The organism is Amycolatopsis sp. Poz14 (assembly GCF_006704225.1).
GTDB lineage: Bacteria > Actinomycetota > Actinomycetes > Mycobacteriales > Pseudonocardiaceae > Amycolatopsis > Amycolatopsis nivea.
Genome location: NZ_JACLHD010000001.1, coordinates 4,736,431 through 4,760,000, shown reverse-complemented (window position 1 = coordinate 4,760,000; position 23,570 = coordinate 4,736,431). Strand labels below are relative to the sequence as shown.

General features: G+C 71.4%; 20 protein-coding genes. 4 read left to right on the top strand and 16 right to left on the bottom strand.

The genetic code is table 11. From position 1 onward, the window contains the following. Window positions 1-226: 226 nt before the first annotated feature. From FKO37_RS22640 to cmk, 5 genes are all read right to left on the bottom strand, one after another. Window positions 227-1,591, bottom strand: coding sequence for a M1 family metallopeptidase (locus tag FKO37_RS22640; protein ID WP_238608319.1), 1,365 nt, complete (start codon window positions 1,589-1,591; stop codon window positions 227-229). A gap of 82 nt (window positions 1,592-1,673) precedes the next feature. Next, window positions 1,674-5,561, bottom strand: a complete 3,888-nt coding sequence (locus tag FKO37_RS22635; RefSeq protein ID WP_238605690.1) for a Pls/PosA family non-ribosomal peptide synthetase — start codon at window positions 5,559-5,561, stop codon at window positions 1,674-1,676. Window positions 5,562-5,834: 273 nt separating this feature from the next. Next, window positions 5,835-7,319: a ribosome biogenesis GTPase Der gene (gene der / locus FKO37_RS22630; protein WP_134668134.1), complete on the bottom strand. Its 1,485-nt coding sequence runs from the start codon at window positions 7,317-7,319 to the stop codon at window positions 5,835-5,837. A 16-nt stretch (window positions 7,320-7,335) separates the two neighbouring features. Next, entirely contained in the window at window positions 7,336-7,992 is a 657-nt protein-coding gene (locus FKO37_RS22625) for a 1-acyl-sn-glycerol-3-phosphate acyltransferase (protein WP_037815475.1), read from the bottom strand. After that, on the bottom strand, window positions 7,989-8,714 hold the full coding sequence (gene cmk / locus FKO37_RS22620) for a (d)CMP kinase (RefSeq protein ID WP_037815473.1): 726 nt from the start codon (window positions 8,712-8,714) through the stop codon (window positions 7,989-7,991). Before cmk ends, FKO37_RS22625 begins: the two co-directional genes overlap by 4 nt. A gap of 196 nt (window positions 8,715-8,910) precedes the next feature. On the opposite strand from cmk, the gene FKO37_RS22615 reads away from it, so the two are divergent. Genes FKO37_RS22615 through FKO37_RS22605 form a run of 3 tightly spaced genes read left to right on the top strand, consistent with a single transcriptional unit; the run spans window position 8,911 to window position 10,987 of the window. Then, the gene (locus tag FKO37_RS22615; RefSeq protein ID WP_238605689.1) at window positions 8,911-9,279 is read left to right on the top strand and encodes a DUF4267 domain-containing protein; all 369 of its coding nucleotides are present in this window, start codon (window positions 8,911-8,913) and stop codon (window positions 9,277-9,279) included. A 35-nt stretch (window positions 9,280-9,314) separates the two neighbouring features. Next, window positions 9,315-9,797, top strand: a complete 483-nt coding sequence (locus FKO37_RS22610) for a cation:proton antiporter regulatory subunit (RefSeq protein ID WP_009079551.1) — start codon at window positions 9,315-9,317, stop codon at window positions 9,795-9,797. Next, complete coding sequence (locus tag FKO37_RS22605) at window positions 9,797-10,987, top strand: cation:proton antiporter (RefSeq protein ID WP_043830232.1); 1,191 nt, start codon at window positions 9,797-9,799, stop codon at window positions 10,985-10,987. Before FKO37_RS22610 ends, FKO37_RS22605 begins: the two co-directional genes overlap by 1 nt. Before the next feature lie 48 nt (window positions 10,988-11,035). Here FKO37_RS22605 and FKO37_RS22600 read toward each other — a convergent pair whose 3' ends face one another. The 9 genes from FKO37_RS22600 to FKO37_RS22560 form a co-directional block, all read right to left on the bottom strand. Further along, window positions 11,036-12,937, bottom strand: coding sequence for a Xaa-Pro dipeptidyl-peptidase (locus FKO37_RS22600; RefSeq protein WP_134734333.1), 1,902 nt, complete (start codon window positions 12,935-12,937; stop codon window positions 11,036-11,038). An 88-nt stretch (window positions 12,938-13,025) separates the two neighbouring features. Beyond that, window positions 13,026-13,778 carry a pseudouridine synthase gene (locus FKO37_RS22595; RefSeq protein WP_037815466.1) on the bottom strand — a complete coding sequence of 251 codons (753 nt, stop codon included), beginning with the start codon at window positions 13,776-13,778 and terminating at the stop codon, window positions 13,026-13,028. Continuing rightward, the gene (gene scpB, locus FKO37_RS22590) at window positions 13,768-14,592 is read right to left on the bottom strand and encodes an SMC-Scp complex subunit ScpB (RefSeq protein ID WP_134734332.1); all 825 of its coding nucleotides are present in this window, start codon (window positions 14,590-14,592) and stop codon (window positions 13,768-13,770) included. Before scpB ends, FKO37_RS22595 begins: the two co-directional genes overlap by 11 nt. Then, on the bottom strand, window positions 14,589-15,614 hold the full coding sequence (locus tag FKO37_RS22585) for a ScpA family protein (RefSeq protein WP_238605688.1): 1,026 nt from the start codon (window positions 15,612-15,614) through the stop codon (window positions 14,589-14,591). The genes scpB and FKO37_RS22585 overlap by 4 nt, the downstream gene beginning before the upstream one ends. Beyond that, window positions 15,614-16,030 (bottom strand): cobyrinic acid a,c-diamide synthase, encoded by a 417-nt coding sequence (locus FKO37_RS22580; protein ID WP_134668136.1) that lies wholly within the window; start codon window positions 16,028-16,030, stop codon window positions 15,614-15,616. The genes FKO37_RS22585 and FKO37_RS22580 overlap by 1 nt, the downstream gene beginning before the upstream one ends. Then, window positions 16,027-17,103 (bottom strand): ParA family protein, encoded by a 1,077-nt coding sequence (locus FKO37_RS22575; RefSeq protein ID WP_235146667.1) that lies wholly within the window; start codon window positions 17,101-17,103, stop codon window positions 16,027-16,029. The genes FKO37_RS22580 and FKO37_RS22575 overlap by 4 nt, the downstream gene beginning before the upstream one ends. Window positions 17,104-17,235: 132 nt before the next feature. After that, window positions 17,236-18,168: a site-specific tyrosine recombinase XerD gene (xerD, locus tag FKO37_RS22570; RefSeq protein ID WP_106961237.1), complete on the bottom strand. Its 933-nt coding sequence runs from the start codon at window positions 18,166-18,168 to the stop codon at window positions 17,236-17,238. 39 nt (window positions 18,169-18,207) lie between these two features. Then, window positions 18,208-18,840: an NUDIX hydrolase gene (locus tag FKO37_RS22565; protein ID WP_238605687.1), complete on the bottom strand. Its 633-nt coding sequence runs from the start codon at window positions 18,838-18,840 to the stop codon at window positions 18,208-18,210. Beyond that, a complete protein-coding gene (locus FKO37_RS22560) occupies window positions 18,837-20,537 on the bottom strand; it encodes a CTP synthase (protein WP_238605686.1) in 1,701 nt (566 codons plus the stop codon). Before FKO37_RS22560 ends, FKO37_RS22565 begins: the two co-directional genes overlap by 4 nt. Before the next feature lie 96 nt (window positions 20,538-20,633). On the opposite strand from FKO37_RS22560, the gene aroA reads away from it, so the two are divergent. Next, entirely contained in the window at window positions 20,634-21,920 is a 1,287-nt protein-coding gene (gene aroA / locus FKO37_RS22555; RefSeq protein ID WP_238605685.1) for a 3-phosphoshikimate 1-carboxyvinyltransferase, read from the top strand. Here the strand turns inward: aroA and FKO37_RS22550 are convergent. Continuing rightward, window positions 21,913-22,758: an alpha/beta fold hydrolase gene (locus FKO37_RS22550; RefSeq protein WP_238605684.1), complete on the bottom strand. Its 846-nt coding sequence runs from the start codon at window positions 22,756-22,758 to the stop codon at window positions 21,913-21,915. The genes aroA and FKO37_RS22550 overlap by 8 nt on opposite strands. Before the next feature lie 35 nt (window positions 22,759-22,793). Next, window positions 22,794-23,474 carry a GntR family transcriptional regulator gene (locus tag FKO37_RS22545; protein ID WP_037815456.1) on the bottom strand — a complete coding sequence of 227 codons (681 nt, stop codon included), beginning with the start codon at window positions 23,472-23,474 and terminating at the stop codon, window positions 22,794-22,796. Between the last annotated feature and the right edge of the window lie 96 nt (window positions 23,475-23,570).

Genomic DNA, 23,570 nt, shown 5'->3' with positions numbered 1-23,570 from the left:
CCCAACCATCGAGGCACCCAGCCCCTCTACCGCAGCCGATCCACCCAACGAGCGAGGCACCCAGCCCTCCCCCAACCCCGATACGAAGCTCCCCTGCGGTTCGGGGGTGCTTGTCAAGGCATCTTTCCCGCCTTGACAAGCACCCCCGAACCGTCAGCACAATCAACCTTCGGGGTGCCCCACGCAACCAAGGCAGGCAATGTCGCCGCCAGGCGACGAGCCACCCTCACAACAACGGCAAGGACGGCAACTCAACCCTCTCCAACCACCGGACGAAGAACTCCCCCAAAGACCGCCCAGCATAAGACTCCGCCAGCGCCACGAACCCTTCCGTAGTCACCGCCCCATGCCGATTCTCCACAGCCCAAGCCTTAACCAGCGCGAAAAACGCCGAATCCCCCATCTCCCCCCGCAGCGCATGCAGCGTCAACCCCCCACGCTTATACACGCGCTCGTCAAACATCCGAGAAACCCCAGGATCCCCGATAATCACATCCGCAGGCTTAGCCCGCACCCGCGCATACCAACCCCGAGCCAACCCCTCCGCCGACTCCCCACCAGCCCGCTCCGACCACAACCACTCGGCGTAAGTAGCAAACCCCTCATTAAGCCAAATATGCCGCCAATCAGCGACAGTCAGACTGTTCCCGAACCACTGATGCGCCAGCTCATGCACCACCAGCCGCTCGTGAGTCCGCTTCCCGTCCACATGGTTGGCCCCGAAGATCGCCATCCCCTGCGCCTCGATGGGATCGTCAAGATCGTCGTCCGTCACGACCACCACGTACTCGCCGAACGGATACGGCCCGAACCACTCCTCGAGCGCGTCCATCATCCGGCCCTGCCGCCCGAAGTCCCGCGCGAACGCCCGCCGCAGCCGGGGCGGCACCGCGGCTCGCTGGACGACGCCGTCCGGCCGGTCGACCGCGGTACCCGGAACCCAGGCGCCGGAAGACAATTCGAGGTCCTCGTACCGCCCGATCTGGACGCTCACCAGGTACGTCGAAGTCGGCTCCGGCCGCTCGAACACCCACTTGGTCGTGCTCGCCGACTGGTACCGCGACACGAGATTCCCCGTCGCCGCGACGAGATACGGCGACGACGTCGCGACCGAGATCCGGTAGCTCGCCTTGTCCGCCGGATGGTCGTTGCACGGGAACCACGACGGCGCGCCCACCGGCTGGCTCGCCACCAGCGCGCCGTCGGTCAGCTCGTCCCAGCCGATGTCTCCCCACCGGCTGCTGACCGGCCGCGGATTGCCCGCGTAGCGGATCTCCACCTGGAACTCGGCACCGGACGGAAGCGACCGCGCCGGTTTGACCTGCAGCTTCAGCCCGCGCCGCGCGTACTTCGCCGGTTTGCCGTCGACCAGCACGCGCGACACCCGGAACTCGCCGAAGTCGAGCGTCAGCCGGGACAGCGCCTGAGTGGCCTCGCACGTGAGCACCGCGGCGGCGGACAGCCGGTTCGGCCCGATCCGGTAGTCGAGATCGAGGTCGTAGTGCCGGACCCGGTAGCCGCCGTTCCCGTGCGCGGGGAGGTACCCGTCGCCCGAGGTCTCCGCTCCGGGCGCGGCCGCTTTCCCGTTCACCCGCACCGAAACCCGCCTTCGCCCGCTGCCGTGATCGTTTCCAGGATGAGGCACGAGGGCAGGGGCCGCAACGGCCGTGCCCTCACCGCCGCCAGGCCGAGATCGGATTGCCGAGCCAGCGGCTGTCCGCGGGCACCGCGTCGCCGCGCGTCACGAGCGAACCCGGGCCCACCGTGGTGCGCGCGCCGATGCTCGCGCCCGGCAGCACGATCCCGTGCGGGCCGAGCGTCGCGCCCTCTTCCAGCGTCACCCGCGACATGGTCATGATCCGGTCGTGGAACAGGTGCGTCTGCACCACGCAGCCGCGGTTGATCGTCGCGCCGTCGCCCAGTTCGACCAGGTCGGACTCGGGCAGCCAGTAGGTGTCGAGCCAGACGCCGCGGCCGATCTTGACGCCCATCGTGCGCAGCCACGCGGGCAGCAGCGGCGTGCCGCCGAGCGACCCGATCAGCCACGGCACCGCGAGCGCCTCGACGAACGTGTCGGCCAGCTCGTTGCGCCACACGAACGAACTCCACAGCGGATGGTCGATCTCGCGGAACTTCCCGACCAGCAGCCACTTCGCCGCGGTCGCGGTGAGCGCCGCGACGATCCCGGCGGCCAGCAGCACCGGCCCGGCCAGCAGCGCGGCGGCCCAGAAGCCGCCCCACTCCGCCAGCGCCACCAGCGCGAACGCGACGCCGACGGTGAGCGCCACCGCGCACATCACCGGCAGGATCCGGCACAGCTCGACCAGCGCCCGCGCCGCCTTGAGGTGCAGCGGCGGCGTGTACGTGCGGCTGGTGTCGCTCTCCTCCACCGCGCGGCGCACCGGCAGCGGCGGCATGCCCAGGTACGACGAGCCCTTCTTCGCCTTCGCCGGCGTCGAGGACAGCACCCCGACCAGCCCGCGCTTCGGCACCGAACGGCCCGGCGCGGTCATCCCCGAGTTGCCGAGGAACGCCTGCTTGCCGATCCGCGCCGGGGCGGCGTGCAGCCAGCCGTGGCCCAGTTCGTAGGTGGCGACCATGGTGTCGTCGGCGAGGAACGCGCCACTGTCCACTTTGGTCATCTTCGGCAGCGCCAGGACGGTCGACGCCTCCACGTTGCGCCCGACCTTCGCGCCGAGCAGCCGCAGCCACACCGGCGTGAACAGGCTGGCGTACAACGGGAACAGGCCTTCGCGGGCCATCCCCATCAGTCGCTCGGTCGCCCAGACCTGCCACGCGACGCGGCCGTGCACCGGGTGATAGCCCTCGACCATGCCGACGCCCAGCGCGCGGACGCCGGCCAGCACGAGCAGTGCGTAGGTCAGGAAGTAAGCGACGGTCGCGACCGGCACGAAGATCAACGCCTGGCTCAACGCGGCACTCAGATCAGAGGTGCCAGCGACCGCGTACCCGATCACCGCGACGCCCGGCAGCGCGGCGATCCCGGGCAGCAGCCCCAGGAACACCGAGGTCGCGCCGTACACCGAAGCCCAGAACCGCGACCGCGGCGGACGGCTCGACGGCCACTTCAGCGCGTCCTTGACGTCCGAGCGCACCGCGGGCGAACCGGCCCAGCGCTGGCCCGCCGGGACCGCGCCGCGCACGGTCGACCCGGCGGCGATCTCCGCGCCCTTGCCGATCCGGGCGCCGGGGAACAGCGTGCTGCGCGCGCCGACCCTGGCTTCGGCCCCGATCCGCATCTTGCCGATGTGCACGACGTCGCCGTCGACCCAGTGGCCGGACAGATCGACCTCGGGCTCCACCGCCGCGCCGCGGCCCAGTTTGAGGAAACCGGTGACCGGCGGCGGCGAGTGCAGGTCGACGTCCTTGCCGATGCGCGCGCCGAGCGCCTTCGCGTACGTCGTCATCCACGACGCGCCCGCGACGCTGTCCGCACCGGAGAACTCGGCCAGCTTCTCGGCGGTCCACAGTCGCAAGTGGACACTCCCGCCGCGCGGGTAGGTGCCGGGGCGGACGCCGGACAGCAGCACGCGCGCGCCGCCCGCGGCGATGGCGATCCGGCCCGCCGGGGTGAACAGCACGAGCCAGGCGAGCACCAGCCACGCCCAGTTCAGCGTCGGCGCCCAGGACACACCCAGCAGCGCCAGCACGTTCGAGCAGGCGGCGGCGAGCGTCGTCCAGCGCAGCCCGACGAGACCCATCAGCGGGACCATCAGCAGCGACTGCACGAGACCGGCGCGGCGCGGCGTAGGCGCGATCTCGCGGCGTTCGGTCTCCTCGCCGCTGAGCGCGTCCAGCTTCGCGGCGAGCGCGCCGATCTTCGGGTTCTGGTAGATGTCGCTGACCGACACCTCGGGGTGGCGGGTGCGGATGCGCGCGATCAGCTGCGCCGCGGTGAGGCTGCCGCCGCCGTTGGTGAAGAAGTCGGCGCCGGCGGTGCTCACCGACACGCCGAGGATCTCGCTCCAGCCCTCGGCGAGCCACGCCTCGGTGGGCGACAGCCCGGCCGCGCTCGCGTCCACAGTGGACAGCGGCCACGGCAGCGCGGCGCGGTCGACCTTGCCGGACGTGCGGGTCGGCAGGTCGTCGATCGTCGCCAGCAGCGGCACCAGCGCGGCGGGCAGCTGCGCGCGCAGCCGGGTCGCGGCGTCGTCGGTGTCGAGCGTTTCGCCGTCCTCGGGGACGATGTAGCCGACCAGGACCTGGTTGCCCGCCTTGGTGCGGCGGACCGCGGCGGCCGCGCCGCGCACGCCGGGCAGCGCCTGCAGCGCCGCGTCGACCTCGCCCAGCTCGATCCGGCGCCCGCCGAGCTTGATCTGCTCGTCGAGCCTGCCGAGGAACAGCAGGCCTTCCGGCTCCGCGCGGACCATGTCGCCGCTGCGGTAGGCGCGCTCCCAGCCCATCGACGGCAGCGGCGCGAACTTCTGCGCGTCCTTCTCCGCGTCGAGGTACCGGGCCAGCCCGGCCCCGCCGATGACCAGCTCGCCGGTCTCGCCCATGGCGACCGGCTCGCCCTCCTCGTTCACCACGACGAGCTGCCAGCCGACCAGCGGCAGCCCGATCCGCACCGGGCCCTCGCCGGTCATCTGCGCGGCGCAGGCGACAACGGTCGCCTCGGTCGGGCCGTAGGTGTTCCACACTTCGCGGCCTTCGACGGCCACGCGCTCGGCCAGCTCCGGCGGGCAGGCTTCGCCGCCGAAGATGAGCAGGCGCACGTCTTCCAGCGCGTCCGCCGGCCACAGCGCGGCCAGCGTCGGCACCGTCGAGACGACCGTGATGCCCTGCGCGACCAGCCACGGGCCGAGGTCGACGCCGGTGCGCACCAGCGCGCGCGGCGCGGGCACCAGGCAGGCGCCGTGCCGCCAGGCCAGCCACATCTCTTCGCAGGAGGCGTCGAACGCGACGCTCAGTCCGGCCAGCACCCGGTCGCCGGGGCCGATCGGCTCGTCGGTCAGGAAAAGCTGCGCTTCGGCGTCCACGAAGGCCGCCGCCGAGGCGTGCGTGACCGCGACGCCCTTCGGCTTGCCGGTGGAGCCGGAGGTGAAGATGATCCACGCGTCGTCGGCCGGGCCGGGCTGCCCGGTGGCGCCGCCCGGGGTCCCGGCGACGGTGATCTCGCCGTCGGTGGCGATCGCCGCGACGCCTGCCTCGCCGAACACCAGCTCGGCGCGCTCGTCGGGGTCGTCGGCGTCGACCGGCACGTACGCCGCGCCGACCGACAGGGTCGCCAGGATCGCGATATACAGCTCGGCGGTGCCCGAGGAGATCCGGATGCCGACGCGGTCGCCGAGGCCGACGCCGTGCTCGCGCAGCTTGCGGGCGTACGCGTCGATCTCTTCGGTCAGCCTGCGGTAGCTCAGCGGGCCGGTGCCGTCGTCGAGCGCGGCGGCGTTCGGATGCCGCTCCGCGGTCGCGGTGAGGATGTCCAGGAGGGTGCGCTCGGCAGCGGGGGCGGCGGTCTCGAACAGAGCGGGCGAGAGCGCGGCCTCGACGGCGAGAGTCAGGGCTTCGGTGCTGCCGGAATCGGCGGTCAGCGTCACCGGGCCGCCCCAGCGGCCGGGTGCGTTCCGGTATTCCGGAACGGGGTGGACACGGTCGGACTGTGGGCGCGCAAGCCCATCACTCACCTTTCGCGAGCGTCATTCGGGCTGGCCATCCGAATGAGGCGCCCGTAGCGACCGTCTACCTTACGCGGCGATCAAGCCCAGGTCGCGCCTGGGTAACGCCCGCGTGTCGGACGTCACGGACCGCTGGTCCGGCAAGGGAATCCCGGGAAATCGGATGCGCCGGGAATTCCCTTGCCGGGAAAGGAATCAGCGGTTGCGGGCCGCTTTTCCGCCCGCCTTCGGCTTCTGCTTCTTTTCGCGGACGCGCACATTCACCCGGACGGGACTGCCCGCGAAGCCGAACTGCTCGCGGAATTTCCGCTCGATGAACCGGCGGTACCCGGCCTCGAGGAACCCGGTGGTGAACAGCACCAGCGTCGGCGGGCGGATGCCCGCCTGCGTCGCGAACAGCACCTTCGGCTGCTTGCCCCCGCGCACCGGCGGCGGCGTGGCCGCGATGAGGTCGGACAGCCAGCCGTTGAGCTGACCGGTCGACACGCGCTGGTCCCACGACGACAGCGCCGTGCGCAGCGCGGGCGCGAGCTTGCGCACCGCGCGCCCGGTGAGCGCGGAGACGTTGACCTTCTCCGCCCACGGCACCCGCACGAGGCCGCGGTCCAGCTCGCGCACCATCGCGTACCGGCGGTCCTCGTCGACCAGGTCCCACTTGTTGAACACGAGCACGCACGCGCGGCCCGCCTCGACCACCATCGTCAGCACCCGCAGGTCCTGTTCGGTCAGCGGTTCCGAGGCGTCCAGCAGCACGAGCGCGACCTCGGCCGCGTCGATCGCGGTCTTGGTGCGCAGCGAGGCGTAGTACTCCGCGCCGTCGGCGAAGTTCACGCGCTTGCGCAGGCCCGCGGTGTCCACGAACCGCCAGACCTCGCCGTCCAGCTCGACCAGCGAGTCGACCGGGTCGACCGTGGTGCCCGCGACCGAGTCGACCACCGAACGCTGCTCGCCGGAAAGCTTGTTGAGCAGGCTGGACTTGCCGACGTTCGGCTTGCCGACCAGCGCGACGCGGCGCGGCCCGGCGGTCACCGTGCCGGCTTCGCGCGGCGCTTCGGGCAGCGCGGCCATGATCGCGTCGAGCAGGTCGCCCGAGCTGCGCCCGTGCAGCGCGCTGACCGGGTGCGGTTCGCCGAGGCCCAGCGACCACAGCGACGCGGTGTCGGCCAGCAGCCGGTCGTCGTCGACCTTGTTCGCGGCCAGCAGGACCGGCTTCTTGGAACGGCGCAGCACGCGCGCGACGGCCTCGTCGGTGGCGGTAGCCCCGACCGTCGCGTCGATGACCAGGAGCACCGCGTCCGCGGTCTGCATGGCCATCTCCGCCTGCTGCGCGACCGAGGCCTGCAGGCCGGTGGCGTCGGGCTCCCAGCCGCCGGTGTCGACGAGCGTGAACCGGCGCCCGGCCCAGAACGCGTCGTAGGCGACGCGGTCGCGCGTCACGCCCGGCACGTCCTGCACGACCGCTTCCCGGCGGCCGAGGATGCGGTTGACCAGCGTGGACTTGCCCACGTTCGGCCGCCCGACCACGGCGAGCACCGGCTGCGCGGCGGCCGCCCGGCCGTCGGCTTCCTCGGCCTCGATCTTCGCGTCGAGCGCGGCGAACTCGGACTCGTCGGACCAGCTGCCGTCGACCTCGCCGAGACCGTCCACCGCACTGTCAGCGGCGGCGTCAAACCCTGTCATCGTTTCCCAACTTCACCTACGGCGTGGCGAACCCGTGTTCGCCGCGCCAGTCGTCCAAAGACTGCACGAGCGCCGCGAGCTGCGTGCGCAGCTCCTCGGTGCCCTGGTCGAGGCCCTTGCGGCCCGGACCGACCTTCAGCGCGAACGGCTCTCCGAAGAGGAGGTCCACGCGCGGGCGCCAGCGGCGCTTGCCGTCGGCGGGCTTGCGCGTCCCGCGGATCGCGATCGGCAGCACAGCGGCTCCCGAAGCGCGCACCAGCCACGCCGCTCCGCGCTCGGCGGCGCCGACGTCGCCCTCGCCGCGCGTGCCTTCCGGGAAGATCCCGACCGCCCCGCCCGCCTTGAGCACCCCGACCGCCGTGGTCAGCGGCGTCCGGTCGATCTCGCCCCGGCGGACCGGGATCTGGCCGATCGCCCGCAGGAACCGGCCTCCGATCCCCGTGAACAGCTCGGCCTTGGCCAAGAACGCGCTGCGGCGCGGAAGCATTCCGATCACCAGCTGCGGATCGACGTTCGAGCTGTGGTTCGCGATCACCACGAGCGGCCCGTCGGCGGGCACCCGGTCGCGGCCGTGCACCCGGATCCGGAACGCCGGACGCAGATAATACCGGCCCGCGGTCCGCCCGATGTCGAGCAGGAGGCCGTTCGCCCCCTCGGGGAGGGCCCCGCTCACCGGCTGACCCCGGCCTCGGCGGCGGCCGGTTCGGCCGGGCAGTCGCCGAGCAGCCCCCGCCCGCGGGCGAGTTCGGCCAGCGCGACGATCACCTGGTCGATGGTCAGCTCGGAGGTGTCCACCTGGACCGCGTCCCCGGCCGCGCGCAGCGGCGAGGCGGCGCGGGTGGAGTCGATCCGGTCGCGGCGCTCCACCGATTCGCGGGCGGATTCGACGCTCGAGGCCCGTCCCGCCGCGGAGTCCTGGGTGTTCCGCCGCGCGGCGCGGACCTCGGCCGAGGCGGTGAGGTAGATCTTGAGCGGCGCGTCCGGCGCGACGGTGGTGCCGATGTCCCGGCCCTCGACGACGATCCCGCCGTCGTCCTCGACCGCGTCGGCGATGATCCGGCGCTGCCGGGCGACGAGCACCTCGCGCACCTGCGGCACGGCCGACACCGGCGACACCGCGCCGGTCACCTCGGGGCCGCGGATCTCGGCCGCGACGTCCTCGCCGGCCAGCCGGATGTCCGGCCGCTCCGGGTCGGTGCCGAGCGAGAAGTCGACGTCGTGCGCGAGGGCGCCGACCGCGTGTTCGTCGGCGAGGTCGATCCCGGCGCGCAGCACGGCGAGCGTGACGACGCGGTACATCGCTCCGGTGTCGAGGTAGCGGGCGCTCAGCCGTCCGGCGAGCTTGCGCGCCACCGTGGTCTTGCCGGTTCCCGACGGGCCGTCCAGCGCGACCACCCCACGTAGGGCTCCCGTCACCGATGCTCTCCTCACGTTCGTCCCGCACACCCAGTCCGGTTCATTCTGCCCGTAGCCGGTCCCGGCACCTCAGGCGGTGTCCGCGGCGGAAATTCAGGCGCCGCTAGACAAGCTAGCGCCGCTAAGTTAGCGTTGCACTTGTTCCTAGCGCTGCTAACTCCCTCGGAAGGTCCCCATGCTGATCGCCGCTTACGTCCTCGCCGCCGTCCCCGTCCTCGGCATCATCTACGTCGGCATCGGCTATCTGACCGCCCCGGCGAAAAGCGCCGCGACGTTCGGCCTGCGGGAAATCCCGACCGGCTCGACGGCGTTCTTCGAGATCAAAGGGAACCGCGACATCGGCACCGGGCTGATCCTCGGCGTCGCGATGCTGGCGGGCAGCGCGCACCTGGCCGGCTGGCTGCTGCTGGCCGCGACCGTCATGCCGGCGTGCGACATGCTGATCATCCTGCGGCACAAGGGGAAGAAGAGCATGGCCTACGGAGTGCACGGCGCGACCGCCGCGTTCATGGCCGCGACCTCGGTCCTGTTCCTGCTGGGCTGAACTCCGCGAATCGGACAATGAGTTACCGTGGCCGAGTGAACGTCGAAGTCACCCCTCTTCCCGGAATCGGTGTCCGCAAGGACTTCGCCACCCGCGCGGGCCGCCGCATCGGCGTCGTCACCCAGCGGGACGGCAAGATCGAGCTGATCGTCTCCAAATCCGACGATCCGGACGCCTGCCTCGCGTCGCTGCCGCTGACCGCGGACGAGGCGGGCGCGCTCTCGAACCTGCTCGGCGCGCCGCAGCTGGTGGCGCAGCTGAACGAGGAGCACCGCGAGCTGCCGGGCATCAACACGAAGCAGCTGCCGATCACCGCGGACAGCCCGTTCGACGGCCGTTCGCTCGGCGACACCGCGATGCGCACGCGCACCAGCGTCTCGATCGTCGCGGTGATGCGGGCCGGGCAGGTGCACCCGTCGCCGACGCCGGACTTCCTCTTCACCGCGGGCGACCTGCTCGTCGTGGTCGGCACGTCCGAGGGACTGGAAGCCGCCGCCAAGATCCTCAAGCACGGCTGATGGACCACACCGCACTTTCGCTGATCGAACTCGGCGCGGTCTTCTTCGTGCTCGGCGCGCTGGGCAGGCTCGCCGGCCGGATCGGCCTCTCCCCCATCCCCCTGTATCTCCTCGGCGGCCTGTGCTTCGGCTCGGGCGGCCTGATCCCGCTCGCCGACATCGGCGATTTCGCCCACCTCGCCAGCGAAATCGGCGTGGTGCTGCTGCTTCTCCTGCTCGGCCTGGAGTACTCCGCGGCCGAACTGTTCACCGGCATGCGGCGGTCGTGGACCGCGGGGCTGGTGGACATCGTGCTCAACGCCGCACCCGGCGCGGCGGTGGCGCTGATCCTGGGCTGGGGCCCGATCGGCGCGATCGTCATGGCGGGCGTCACGTACATCTCGTCGTCCGGCATCATCGCGAAGGTCCTCGGCGACCTCGGCCGGCTCGGCAACCGCGAAACGCCGGTGGTGCTGTCGATCCTCGTGTTCGAGGACCTCGTGATGGCGCTGTACCTGCCGATCCTGACCGCGATTCTCGGCGGGGTGAGCCTGCTCGGCGGGCTGGAAGCCGTGGGGATTTCGCTGCTGGTCATCACGGTGGTGCTGGTGATCGCGCTGAAGTTCGGGCGCTATGTGTCGGCGCTGGTGGACAGCGACGACCGGGAAGTGTTCCTGCTCAAGATCCTCGGCGCCGCCCTGCTGGTGGCCGGGATCGCTTCGGCACTGCAGGTGTCGGCGGCGGTCGGGGCGTTCCTGCTGGGGATCGCGGTGTCCGGCTCGACCGCGCACAACGCGACCCGGCTGCTGGAACCGCTGCGGGATCTCTTTGCTGCGATGTTCTTCGTGGTGTTCGGACTGAACACCAACCCGGCGTCGATCCCGCCGGTGCTCGGGTGGGCTGCGGCGCTTGCTGTGGTGACCACTTTGACGAAGGTGGCCACCGGCTGGTGGGCTGCCCGCAGGCAGAAAATCGGTCGACTCGGCCGCGCCCGTGCTGGAGCGGCTTTGGTTGCGCGGGGCGAGTTCTCGATCGTCATCGCCGGGTTGGCGGTCACCGCGGGAGCTGTCGACGGCGAGCTGGCCGCGCTCGCGACGGCTTACGTGCTGCTGATGGCGATCCTCGGGCCGACCGCGGCTCGGGTGGTCGAGCCGATCGCGAAAGCCTTCCAGCGCAAGGCAGCCGCGAAAGAAACCGTCACCGCCAGCTGAAGTCCGGGTGGGGACTCCGCGTGAACCAGAGTCCCCACCCGGCGTTTGTCAGCGCAGGTCGAACCGCGCCGCGGCCGGAACGTGCGCGAGCGGACCCGCCGGAGCGGATTCCGTCCGCGGACGCGCCGGAACCGTGCCGACCAGCGGGATCCGGGCCGAGGTCTTGGCCAGGTCGATGGTCAGCTTCGGCGGGTTCGCCGGTGCGGTGATGAAATTGGCGTCCGTCCCGCCGATCACCAGTGCCAGCCGGTGTCCGGCCGGGACGATGTGGTCGGTGCTCGCCAGGCGGAACGTCATCGTGTACGCCTTGCCCGGCGTCAGCCGTGCTTCCCGGCTCAGGGACTGGTAGTTCGCCAGGTCCGCCCAGCCTCGGCTGATGATCGTGTAGTCCACGTTCGTCGTGTCCGCGCTGGTCACCTTGTAGCAAGCGCTGTCGCCGTCGGTGCTCGAACCCCAGCACGTGCGGTCCGTGCCGGTCACGATTCCTTCGCCAGGGCCCGAGAAATTGCGGATCTTCGCGGGGCCGTAGTCCACCAGCATCGCCGACAGATGCGCGGTCGGAGTGCTCGGCGTGGCCGTCACGGTGATCGACGAGGTGCCCGAGACCTGCACCGGCGAAGAGAGCGCGCTAGTGCTGTACAGGACGCGGTTCGGCGACGTGCCCGACGGGTTCGCCGCCCATTCGTTCTCGCCGATCTTCGGGTTGTCGGTGAACGACGCGCTGCCCCGGCCACCCGCGGTGCCGAGCGTGCCGACACCAGCGGTACGGCCCGGCTGCGGGCGCAGCACCGTCGCCTTGGTTCCCGGCGCGGGGTAGGTCGCTTCGTTGACCCACTGGTCCGGCTGGCGTTCGACCGTCGCCTGCGGTTCCTTCTCGATGCCGTTGTCGATGCCCATCAGGTAGTGGTCGAACCACCGGTGCAGGGTGTCGACCCACTCGGTGCGGCGGTAGTCGAACGGGTCGACGTGGCCGGTCTGCGCGAGCCAGATCTTGCGCTGCACGCCCTTCGCGGCGAGTGCGTCCCACCATTGGCCATAGTTGATCGGCATGACGTTCAGGTCGTTGACGCCGTGCGAGATGAACACGCTGGCGCGCACGTTCTTCGCGTTCGCCACGTAGTCGCGCTCCGCCCACAGCGGGCCGTAGTCGCCGTTCTCGGTCGCGCCCTCGGCGAGTTTCCGGTTCTGCGCCGAACAATCCTGGCCGCCGTTGCGCCGCTCGACGGTCTGCGCGAGCCCGTCCGGGTTGAAGCCGAACGACGCGCCGTCCGAGCGGTAATAGTCGTACCAGGAGCTGATCGCGGAGATCGGCACGATGGTCTTGAGTCCTTCGACGCCGGTCGAGGCGACGCCGTTGGCGATGGTGCCGTCGTAGGACTTGCCGATCATCCCGACGCCGCCGTCGCTCCAGCCAGCCGACATCTTCGTGCCGCCGGTTTTCGCGGTGTAGCCGGTCGCGCGGCCGTTCAGCCAGTCGACGACCTTCTTCGCCGACTGGACGTCCGAGTTGCCGCCGACGTCCACGCACCCGGTCGACCGGTTGGTGCCCGCGAGGTCCACGAGCACCACCGCGTATCCGCGCGGCACGAAGTAGTTGTCGTAGAACAGCGGGAAGCCGACCGGGCGGCCCTGCGCGTCGTACGTCTTGAACTGGGTTTCGTTGCCGCGCCCCACCGAGGAGTAGTACGGGCTGGCGTCCATGATCACCGGGATCTTCTTGCCCGCCTCGGCCGGCTCCTTCGGTCGCACGATGTCGGCGGCGACCCGGTCCGGCACGCCGTCCCCGTCGCCGTCCCGGCCGAGGTCGACCCACACCGTTTCGCGGATCGCCCCGGCGTAGTCGTACTGCGGCTCCGTGGCGGTTCTCGCCGGGGCGGCCGTCGCGGCCGCCGGCACCACCACTCCCGCGGCCAGCACCGCGGCGGCGCACAGCCCTGTCAGCACACGCATTCCCGTCGCCCTCCAGAGTCGTCGTCGGGTACCGACAACTCTGGTCGGGGCGCGGGGTCCGGCAGCAGGGCCGAAAGTGGGGAACCGGTCAGAGTCCCACGGTGCGGTACAGCGTGCCGACCTCGCCGCGGTTCAGCCTGCGGATCGTGCCCTGGCGCTGGTTGCCCAGCTGCACGTCGCCGACCGCGGTGCGCACCAGCTTGCGGACCGGGTGCCCGGTGGCCGCCATGAGCCTGCGCACGATGTGCTTGCGGCCCTCGTGGATCACCAGCTCGATCATGCTCCGGCCGGAATGCATGTCCTTGACCCGGAACTGGTCGACCTTCACGATCCCGTCCGGCAGCTCCCAGCCCGCGCGCAGCTCCTTGCCGAGCCCGCGCGGCACCAGCCCCTCGACCTCCGCGAAGTACGTCTTCAGCACCCGGTACGACGGGTGCATCAGCCGGTGCCCGAGGTCGCCGTCGTTGGTCAGCAGCAGCAGGCCCTCGGTGTTCTCGTCGAGCCGTCCGACGTGCACGACGCCCGGGGTCTCCTCCCACCGGCCGCGCAGGTAGTCGCCGACGCACGGGCGGCCCCGGTCGTCCGACATCGTCGAGTGCACGCCCTTGGGCTTGTTGAACGCGAGGTACACGAGGTCGTCGCGGAGGTTGACCCGCGTGCCGTCGACGTGGATCACCGCCTCGTCCGGGTGCACGCGGCGGCCCAGTTCGGTGACGACCTCGCCGTCCACCTCCACCCGGCCGGCCGCGATCAGGTCCTCGGCGGCCCGGCGCGACGCCACGCCCGCCTGCGACAGGACCTTCTGCAGGCGGATGCCGTCGGGGTGTTGCTCAGATGTCATCGATGGTGTCCACTTCGGGTAGCAGCGGAGCGATCGGGGGCAGGTCGTTCAGCGACGACAGCCCCAGTCGCTCCAGGAACAGCTCGGTCGTCACGTACAGCGTGCCCGTGGTCTCCGGGTCGGTGCCCATCTCCTCGATGAGCCCCCGCGCCAGCAGGGTCCGGATCACGCCGTCCACGTTCACCCCGCGCACCGCCGCGACCCGGGCCCGGGTGACCGGCTGCCGGTACGCGATCACGGCGAGGCTCTCCAGCGCGGCCCTGGTCAGCTTCGACCGCTGGCCGTCCAGCAGGAGCTTCTCCACGAACGGGGCGTAGGTGTCCCTAGTGTAGAACCGCCACCCTTCGCCGACGCGCCGCAGGTCGATCCCGCTGGCCCGCTCGGTGAACTTCTGCGCCATCGTCCGCAGCGCGACGGTCACCCTGGCGACCGGCTGGTCCAGCGTTTCGGCGAGGGAATCCTCCGCGATCGGCGAGTCCACGACGAGCAGCAGCGCTTCGAGAGCGGCTTCGAGCGCCTCGTCCGACTCGACGCTGGGCAGGCCGCTGTCGACGGCGACCAGTCCTTCGTCGTCGGGCGGCTCCGCGGCTTCGGGTTCCGGCGCGGATTCGGCTTCGGCGGATTCCGGCTCGGGTTCCGGCTCGACGGCCTCCACAGGCTCCGCCTCGTTTTCCGGCTGCGGCGCGGTTTCCGGCTCAGTCTCGTCCGGCCCGGCCGCAGCCTGTTCGGCCTCGACCTGAGCCTCTTCGGCCGGAGCGTCCGGTGCCGCCGGAGTCTCCTCCCGCTCCGGTGCGCGGTCGTCTTCGGTGCTCACCCGTATTCCTCCTCATCGGCCGCCGCGCGGTCGTGCTCGGCGGCGACGGACGCCTCGGCCACGCTGCCGCCGGTCCAGCGGACGTGCAGTTCCGCCAATGCCTCCAGCTGGTCGAACTGCACCGACGACTCGCGGTACAGCTCCAGCAGCGCGAGGAACCGCGCCACGACCTCGACCGTGTGCTCGCAGTCCGAGGTCAGTTCCTTGAACGTCGCCTGCCCGGCCTCGGCGAGCTTCAGCCGCAGCAGCGCGGCGTGCTCGCGCACGGACACCCGGCCCATGTGGATGTGCGCGATCGACACCTGCGGCGGCGGTTTCGGCCGGAACACCGCGACCGCGATCTCCGCGAACCGCTCCGGCGTGACGCCCAGCATCACCTCCGGCAGCAGCCCGAGGTACCGCTCCTCCAGCGCCACCGACCGCGGGTACCGCCGCAGCGCGCCTTCCTCCAGCTCGCCGAACAGCGCGGCCACCTGCTTGTACGCGCGGTACTGCAGCATCCGCGCGAACAGCACGTCGCGGGCTTCCAGCAGCGCGAGGTCGTCCTCGTTCTCGACCTCGGCCGCGGGCAGCAGCCGGGCGGCCTTGAGGTCGAGCAGGGTCGCCGCGATCACCAGGAACTCGGTGGTCTCGTCGAGGTTCCAGTCCGGGCCGAGGGCGCGGGTGTAGGCGATGAAGTCGTCGGTGACGGTGTGCAGCGCGACCTCGGTGACGTCCAGCTGATGCTGCGAGATCAGCTGCAGCAGCAGGTCGAACGGGCCCTCGAAGTTCTGCAGCCGCACCTTGAACTTCGAGGAGCCCTCGTCGGCGGCGTATCCCTCGGGGATGGTGCCGCCGTGCACCGTCTCGTGCACGGGCGGAGCCTCCGCGGGCCCGGGGGCTTCCGGAGCGTCGGTCGCCTCCGGAGCCTCCGCGGCCGCTGTGTCGTCCGGAGCCGCTGCGCCGGGTTCCTCCGTGCCGCGCGTGCTCTCGGTGGCTGCCGCTTCCGGCTCCGGCAGCTCGGCCGATGCCGGTTCGTCCATCAGCCCTCGGTTCCGCCGTCCTCGCCGTTCGCCCGCAATCGCTGCACCAGCACGGAGTCCTCGCCGCGCTGGTCGAAGTCGGCGAGCAGCACGGCGACCGCCTCGCGGACCAGCCTGCCGCGGTCGACGACCAGGTCGTGCTTGGCGCGCAGGTTCAGCCGGGCCTGCTCCATCGCGAGCAGTTCCTCGCCGGAGACGTACACGGTGATCTTCGCGTCGTGCTTGGTGCGCCCGGACCCGCTGCGCGCCGCGTTGCGGGCCAGCTGGTCGGCGTCCGCCGGAGCGCTCGGCTTGCGCGGCGGGGCCACCGGTTCCGCCGGAGCGGGCACGGCGGGACGTTCGAGCGCGGGGGTCGCCGGACTGGAGGTGAGGCGGAAGAGCTCCGACGCTCCGGGCAGGGAAGCGCGCCTGCTCACCGAGCGATCACCTCGCGGGCCAGCGCGCGGTAAGCCGCGGCGCCGGCGGACTTGGGGGCCCAGGTCGTGATGGGCTCGCCCGCGACCGTCGTCTCGGGGAACCGCACGGTGCGGTTGATCACCGTGTCGAACACGGTGTCGCCGAATGCCTCGACCACGCGAGCCATGACCTCCTTCGAGTGCAGGGTTCTCGGGTCGTACATCGTGGCGAGAATCCCCGTGATGTCCAGTTTGGGGTTGAGGCGTTCCTGCACCTTCTCGATCGTGTCGATCAGGAGCGCGACGCCTCGCAGACTGAAGAACTCGCACTCCAGGGGGATGATCACACCGTCCGCGGCGGTCAATGCGTTCACCGTCAACAGGCCGAGCGAGGGCTGGCAGTCGACAAGAACATAGTCGTAGTCGTTCATCACCGGACGAAGGACCCGTAACAACGTGTGCTCGCGCCCTACCTCTGCGACGAGCTGGACCTCCGCCGCGGACAGGTCGATGTTGCTCGGCAGCAGGTCAACGCCGTCGACGCGGGTTTTGCGGAGCACGTCCTCGATCTGCACCGAGCGCTCCATGATGACGTTGTAGACCGTCTGGTCCAGTTCGTGCGGCTGGATGCCGAGCCCGACCGACAGCGCGCCTTGCGGGTCGAAGTCGACCAGCAGCACCCGGCGGCCGCATTCGGCGAGCGCGGCGCCGAGGTTGATCGTGGACGTGGTCTTGCCGACCCCGCCCTTCTGGTTGCACATGGCGAGCACCTTCGCCGGGCCGTGCCGCTCGAGCGGCGGCGGCTCGGGGATCTCGCGCAGCGGGCGCCCGGTCGGCCCGATCCCGCTCTCCGCGCGCTCCTTCGCCCGCATCCGGGCGCGTTCGGCGCGGGTCAGCGGCCGTTCCGGCTCGTCGCCCTCGTGGTCCGCCGGCGTGGCGATCCGCGCGTGCTCGAGGTTCGCCGCGGCCGAACCGGAGGACCCGGAAGACACAGCGGGCCCGGACGACGCAGCGGGCCCGGCGGACACTGCCGGCCCAGCTGGCCCGGCGGGCGCTGCCGGGTCCTCCGGCTGGTTCGGAGTCGGTGTCGACATGGCGCGAAAGCTCCTTGTTCGGCGGGGTCTCCGGCAGCCTATGCGGATTTCCGGAGCACCGGCAAAGCGCCGCGCCGGGCCGCACGGGCCGAGTCACCGCAGCGTGGGAAGGCCCTGAGGCGGTTCGGACGTTCAGCCCAGCGCGCGCGGATGCGCGGTGGCGTAGACCTCTCGCAGCGTCGTGACCGTGACGAGCGTGTACACCTGGGTCGTGGTCACCGAGGCGTGGCCGAGCAGTTCCTGCACCACGCGGACGTCCGCGCCGCCCTCGAGCAGGTGGGTCGCGAACGAGTGGCGCAGGGTGTGCGGCGACACCGCGGCGGTGATCCCGGCCCGCTCGGCGGTGTCCTTGAGCACCTGCCACGCGCTTTGCCGGGACAGCCGGCTGCCGCGGGCGTTGAGGAAGATCGCCGACGTGCCCCGGCCGTTCGCGGCGAGCGCGGGACGGGCGCGGACCAGGTACGCGTCGAGTGCTTCCAATGCGGGGCGGCCGATCGGCACCAGCCGTTGCTTGCCGCCCTTGCCGTCGAGCAGGACGGTGCGCTCGGTCTCGTCCACATCGTCCACGTCGAGCCCGACGGCCTCGGAGATCCGGGCTCCGGTCGAGTAGAGCAGTTCCAGCAGCGCACGGTCGCGCAAGGCGCGTTCGCCGTCCGGCGGCGGGGTGTCGAGCAGCTTCAGGACGTCCGCGACCGGCAACGCCTTGGGCAGCCGTTTCGCCGCGGCCGGCGGACGGACGTCGCGGGCCGGGTCGTGTTCGGTGAGCCCGTCGGCGTGCGCGAACTTGTGCAGCCCGCGCACCGCGACGAGCGCCCGCGCGGCCGACGACGCCGCCAGCGGCTGGTGTTCTTCGTCGCCCTCGCGCAGCGCGGCCCCGAACGACGTGACGTGCGCGGGCGTGACCTCGGTCAGCCGCGCGATCCCCGCCGCTTCCAGGTGAGCGGCATAGCGGCGGAGGTCGCGCGAGTAGCTGTCGAGGGTGTTGCGGGCGGTGCCGCGTTCGACGACGAGATGGTCGAGGTACGTGGCGATCGCGCCTCGCACCTCGACTCTCGCGTCATTCACGCCGCCACTTTAGGACGGCACCCCGACAGAACCGGGAATTCAGCCCTCGGCCAGTCGGCGGGCGAACCGCGTCGGCCGGTCCTGCCACGGCGCGTCGGCCGGGCGCGTCTCCGCCGCCCCGGTCAGCACCGCGTGCGCCGACAGCACTCCCGAGACGGTCGCGCCGTTGACCAGCTCGCCCGCCAGCGCCATCCGGACCGCCTCGGCGAGCGGGAACTTCCGCACCACCAGGTCGGCCTCCTCGTCGCCGAGCACGTCGCGGTCCACTTCGGACAGATCGCGCGCGAGGAAGACGCGCACCACCTCGTCGGTGAACCCGGGCGAGGCCGCGACGTCGACCAGGGTCTCCCAGCGGGCCGCCGCCAGCCCGGATTCCTCGGCCAGCTCGCGCTTCGCCGCCTCGACCGGCTCCTCCCCCGGCTTGTCGATCAGCCCGGCGGGCAGCTCCCACAGCCTGCGCCCGAGCGGATGCCGGTACTGGTGCACGAGCGTGACGTTGTCCTCGCTGTCCAGCGCCGCGATCACCACCGCGCCGAGGTGTTCGACCACCTCGCGCTTAGCGGTTTCCCCGCCGGGCATCACGACGTCGTCGACCCGCAGGCCGACGACGCGTCCCACGTGGACGACCGTGCTGCCGGCGACGGAGAACTCGTGCGTGCCGGGCGCGCTCACCGAGCCGCCACGGGCGTTTCGGGGAGTTCGACCGGGAGCCGCTCGGCGACCTTGCGGTCCACGACGGCCTTCACGAACGCGCTGAACAGCGGGTGCGGCCGGGTCGGGCGGCTCTTCAGCTCGGGGTGCGCCTGGGTGCCCACGAAGAACGGGTGCACGTCCGCGGGCAGTTCGACGAACTCGACGAGCCGGTCGTCCGGCGAGGTGCCGGAGAACACCAGGCCCGCGTCGCCGATCTGCTTGCGGTAGGCGTTGTTCACCTCGTAGCGGTGGCGGTGGCGTTCGGACACCTCGGTGGTCCCGTACGCCTTGGCGACCTGCGAACCGGCCTTGAGCTTCGCCGGGTACGCGCCGAGCCGCATCGTGCCGCCCATGTCCCGCTCGCCCGCGACGACGTCGCGCTGGTCGGCCATGGTCGAGATCACCGGGTGCTTGGTGTTGTCGTCGAACTCGGCCGAGTTCGCGTCCTCGATGCCCGCGAGGTTCCGCGCGCTCTCGATGACCATGCACTGCAGGCCGAGGCACAGCCCGAGCAGCGGGACGCCGTGCGTGCGCGCGTAGTGGATCGCGCCGACCTTGCCCTCGATGCCGCGAATGCCGAACCCGCCGGGGATCAGCACACCGTCCACATCGGACAGCACGGACGCCGCGCCGGATTCGGTCTGCGCGTCGTCCGAGGCGACCCAGACGATCTCGACCTTGGCGCGGTGCGCGAACCCGCCCGCGCGCAGCGCCTCGGTGACCGAGAGGTACGCGTCCGGCAGGTCGATGTACTTGCCCACCACGGCGACCCGGACGATCTCGCTCGGGTTGTGCACGCGGTCGAGCAGGTCGCCCCACACCGTCCAGTCGACGTCCCGGAACGGCAGGCCCAGCCGGCGCACCACGTACGCGTCGAGCGCCTCGCCGTGCAGCACCTTCGGGATGTCGTAGATCGAGCGCGCGTCCGGGCAGGCGATGACCGCCTCGGTGTCGACGTCGCACATCAGGCCGATCTTGCGCTTGAGGTCGTCCGGGATCTCCCGGTCCGCGCGGCACACCAGCGCGTCCGGCTGGATGCCGATGTTGCGCAGCGCGGCGACCGAGTGCTGGGTCGGCTTGGTCTTGAGCTCGCCCGAGGGGGCGAGGTACGGCACCAGCGACACGTGCAGGAAGAAGCACTGGTCGCGGCCGACGTCGTGGCGCACCTGGCGGCACGCCTCGAGGAACGGCAGCGACTCGATGTCGCCGACCGTGCCGCCGACCTCGGTGATCACCACGTCCGGCGCGACGCCGTTCTCGTCCGGCCCGGCCGCGGCGGTGATCCGCGCCTTGATCTCGTCGGTGATGTGCGGGATCACCTGGACGGTGTCGCCGAGGTACTCGCCGCGGCGCTCCTTGGCGATCACCTCCGAGTACACCTGTCCGGTGGTGACGTTCGCCTTGCCGTCGAGAGAGCGGTCGAGGAAGCGCTCGTAGTGCCCGATGTCGAGATCGGTCTCGGCGCCGTCGTCGGTGACGAACACCTCGCCGTGCTGGAACGGGTTCATCGTCCCGGGGTCGACATTGAGGTACGGGTCGAGCTTCTGCATCGTGACGCGAAGTCCGCGCGAAGTGAGCAGCTGTCCGAGGCTGGACGCCGTCAGACCCTTACCCAGAGAGGAGGCAACGCCTCCGGTGACAAAGACATACTTGGTAGCCCGCGACTGAAGTCCCACGGGCCGCCAGCATATCCCACTCCCGGCAGATCGCTCGCCGACGCCTCTTCCCGGCGCGGCGGAATCGGTTCACCCGCGCCGCGCTAGGCTGCGCGCGTGCCGAACATCCGCGATGACCACTGGACCGCCCCCGTCGCGGGCGCCTCGCTGGACGCCGCGGTGCGCGTCCCCGGATCGAAGTCGATCACCAACCGGGCCTATGTGCTCGCCGCGCTCGCGAGCGCCCCCACGCGGGTGCGCCATCCGCTCGATTCGCGCGACACCCGGCTGATGCTGGCCGCGCTCGCCTCGCTGGGCGCGCTTTCCGAAGAGACCATCGACGGCTTCCTCGTCCACCCGCTGGGCACCATCAGCGGCCGCGGCGACGAAGCGACCGTCACCCTCGGCAACGCCGGCACGGTCGCCCGCTTCACGCCCGCGCTCGCCACGCTCGGCGACGCCTCGGTGCAGTTCGACGGCGACGACGCGATCCGCCGCCGCCCGATCGACCCGCTGCTGGCCGCGCTGCGCAAGCTCGGCGCGCGGATCGACGACGGCGGACGCGGCGCGCCGCCGTTCACCGTGCACGGCACCGGCGGGCTGCGCGGCGGCCGGGTGAACCTCGATTCGTCGGCCTCCAGCCAGTTCCTGTCCGCGCTGCTGCTCGCCGGTCCGGCCTTCGAGCGGGGCGTGACGGTGCGGCTGGTCGGCGGCGCCCCGCCGAGCGAACCGCACATCGCGATGACGCTGGACATGCTGCGCCGGTTCGGGGCCACAGTGGAGCGTTCCGGCACGGAATTCCACGTGGAGCCGGCGAAACTGTCGTGCCCGGAGTACGTCGTGGAGCCGGATCTGTCCACCGCGGCCCCGTTCGTGGCCGCCGCGGTGGTCGGCGGCGGGACGGTCCGGGTGCACGGCTGGCCGAAGCAGACCACGCAGCCGGGAGACTGGCTGCGCGGACTGGTGACCGAACTGGGCGCGAAAGCGACGCTGGACGACGACGGCCTGGTCGTCACCGGCGGCGGCGCGGTCCCCGGCATCGACCTCGACCTGCACGAGGTCGGCGAACTGACCCCGGTCATCGCGGCGATGCTGTGCTTCGCCGAGAGCCCGTCGAGCATCACCGGCGTCGCGCACCTGCGCGGCCACGAGACCGACCGGCTCACCGCGCTGGCGACCGAACTGTCCGGCCTGGGCGCAGGCGTCACCGAACTCGAGGACGGCCTGGAAATCACTCCCGCCCCGATGCACGGCGGCGTTTTCCACACCTACGAGGACCACCGGCTGGTGATGGCGGCGGCAGTGCTGGGGCTACGCGTGCCCGGCGTGCTGGTCGAGAACCCGGACACGGTCGGCAAGACGTTCCCGAAGTTCGTCGAGACGTGGAGTGACGCCGTCAGCTGAGCAACCGGCGGATCTCCTCCACCACCGCCTCGGGTTCGGTGACCGGCACCAAATGCCCGGACTTCTCCGCGATCCGGTGCCGTCCTCGCGGCGACACCCGTTGCGCGTGCGCGGCATTCGCCTCCGCACGCACCGCCGCGTTCATCCCGTCCCCCGCCCGGCCCCCGGAAACAACCGTCACCGGACAGCCGTTCAGCTCGGGCGGATTCGTCCGCCAGGTTTCCAGTTCGTCGAGGAAGGTTCGCGCCTGCTCGGTCTGAGTGCGCAACACCTGCGGGGTAAAGCCTTCCCGCACCAGATCGCGCCGGACGTCTTCGGGCGCGGCCCGCAGCATGGGGCGGTACAAGAACTTCAGCAATCCGGTCGCCGCGAGGATCCGGCCCGTGCGCAGCAGTTTCCGTTCGAGGCTGCGGAATCGCGGCGAGAACAGCACTTCCGCCGCCTCGTCGGTCGGGTCGACCAGGACCAGCCCCGACACCTGAGCGGAAGTCCGGGACGCGGCGAGCCGCACGATCGGTCCCCCGGCACTGTGCCCGACGAGCACGTACGGCCCCGGCCCGAAGTGGCTCAGCACGTCCACGAGATCGTCGGCCATCCGGTCCAGCGTGCGCCCGGCCGGATCCGGCGCGCTGCGGCCGAGCCCGGACCGGTCGTACACCACCGCCCGTGCGAACTCGCCGACCAGCGGCTGCACGAGCCCCCACGACGACCGGCTCGCCGCCGCGCCCGCCTCGAACACCACAGTCGGCGCGTTCTCCGGGCCTCGCAGCACCATCGCGTACAGCCGTCGTCCGTCCTTGGTGGACACCCACTCCGGCTCGCCCTGCCCGTGCGCCACCAGCGACCCCCTCGCTTGAAGTTAGGGTCACCTTACTAGCCCGCGGGACGCTCGTCCCGCTCGTCGTCCCCGAAGAGGTCGCGCAACGTCACCGCGCGGTTGACCCGGACGTGCTCGGCGGCGTACTCGCGCGCCCGCTCCACGTCGCCGGACCCGATGGCGTCCACCAGGCGGCGGTGCTCGTCCAGCAGTTCGCCCCAGTGCTCGTTCTGGCTGGTCAGCCACCGCAGCTGACCTTCGAGCGGATGCAGCATCGTGGTGAGCAGCCGGTTGCCCGCGATGGCGATGATCTCGTCGTGCAGCCTGCTGTTGACCTCCGAAATCCGCGCGCCGTCGCCACCCTGGGTGACCCGCGCGGACTCGGCTAGCAGCCGCTCCAGCCGGCGCATCTCCGGCTTCCCGGCCCGTTCCGCGGCACGCGCGGCGGCGAGGCTCTCCAGCGCCTCCCGGACGTCGAACAGCTCCTCGACGTCCACTCGCGCCAGCTGCCGCACCACCACCCGCCGGGGCGAGGGCACGACCACGAACCCCTCGGATTCCAGGCTGCGGATCGCCTCGCGCACCGGCACCCGCGAGACCCCGAGATCGTCGGCCAGTTCGCGCTCGACCAGCCGGTCCCCCGGCTTCAGCCGCCCTATCAGGATCCGCTCCCGCAGCTCGTCGAGCACCCGGGCACGCGTCGCCGCGAGCGGCTGCCGCTCCTCCGTGGCGCCCACCTGACCCCCTCTCGCCGACACCGGCCATTCGCGAGTTTATCGGGCAGAGGGTTGACTCAGCAGACCTGCGGCGCGATATTTGGGATCCCAAGTTTG

Excerpts from the sequence above, each read along its gene's own strand:
- der (WP_134668134.1), bottom strand. The coding sequence starts at position 7,319 with ATGACAGGGTTTGACGCCGCCGCTGACAGTGCGGTGGACGGTCTCGGC.
- FKO37_RS22615 (WP_238605689.1), top strand. The coding sequence starts at position 8,911 with ATGCTGATCGCCGCTTACGTCCTCGCCGCCGTCCCCGTCCTCGGCATC.
- FKO37_RS22605 (WP_043830232.1), top strand. The coding sequence starts at position 9,797 with ATGGACCACACCGCACTTTCGCTGATCGAACTCGGCGCGGTCTTCTTC.
- FKO37_RS22600 (WP_134734333.1), bottom strand. The coding sequence starts at position 12,937 with ATGCGTGTGCTGACAGGGCTGTGCGCCGCCGCGGTGCTGGCCGCGGGA.
- FKO37_RS22595 (WP_037815466.1), bottom strand. The coding sequence starts at position 13,778 with ATGACATCTGAGCAACACCCCGACGGCATCCGCCTGCAGAAGGTCCTG.
- FKO37_RS22585 (WP_238605688.1), bottom strand. The coding sequence starts at position 15,614 with ATGGACGAACCGGCATCGGCCGAGCTGCCGGAGCCGGAAGCGGCAGCC.
- FKO37_RS22575 (WP_235146667.1), bottom strand. The coding sequence starts at position 17,103 with ATGTCGACACCGACTCCGAACCAGCCGGAGGACCCGGCAGCGCCCGCC.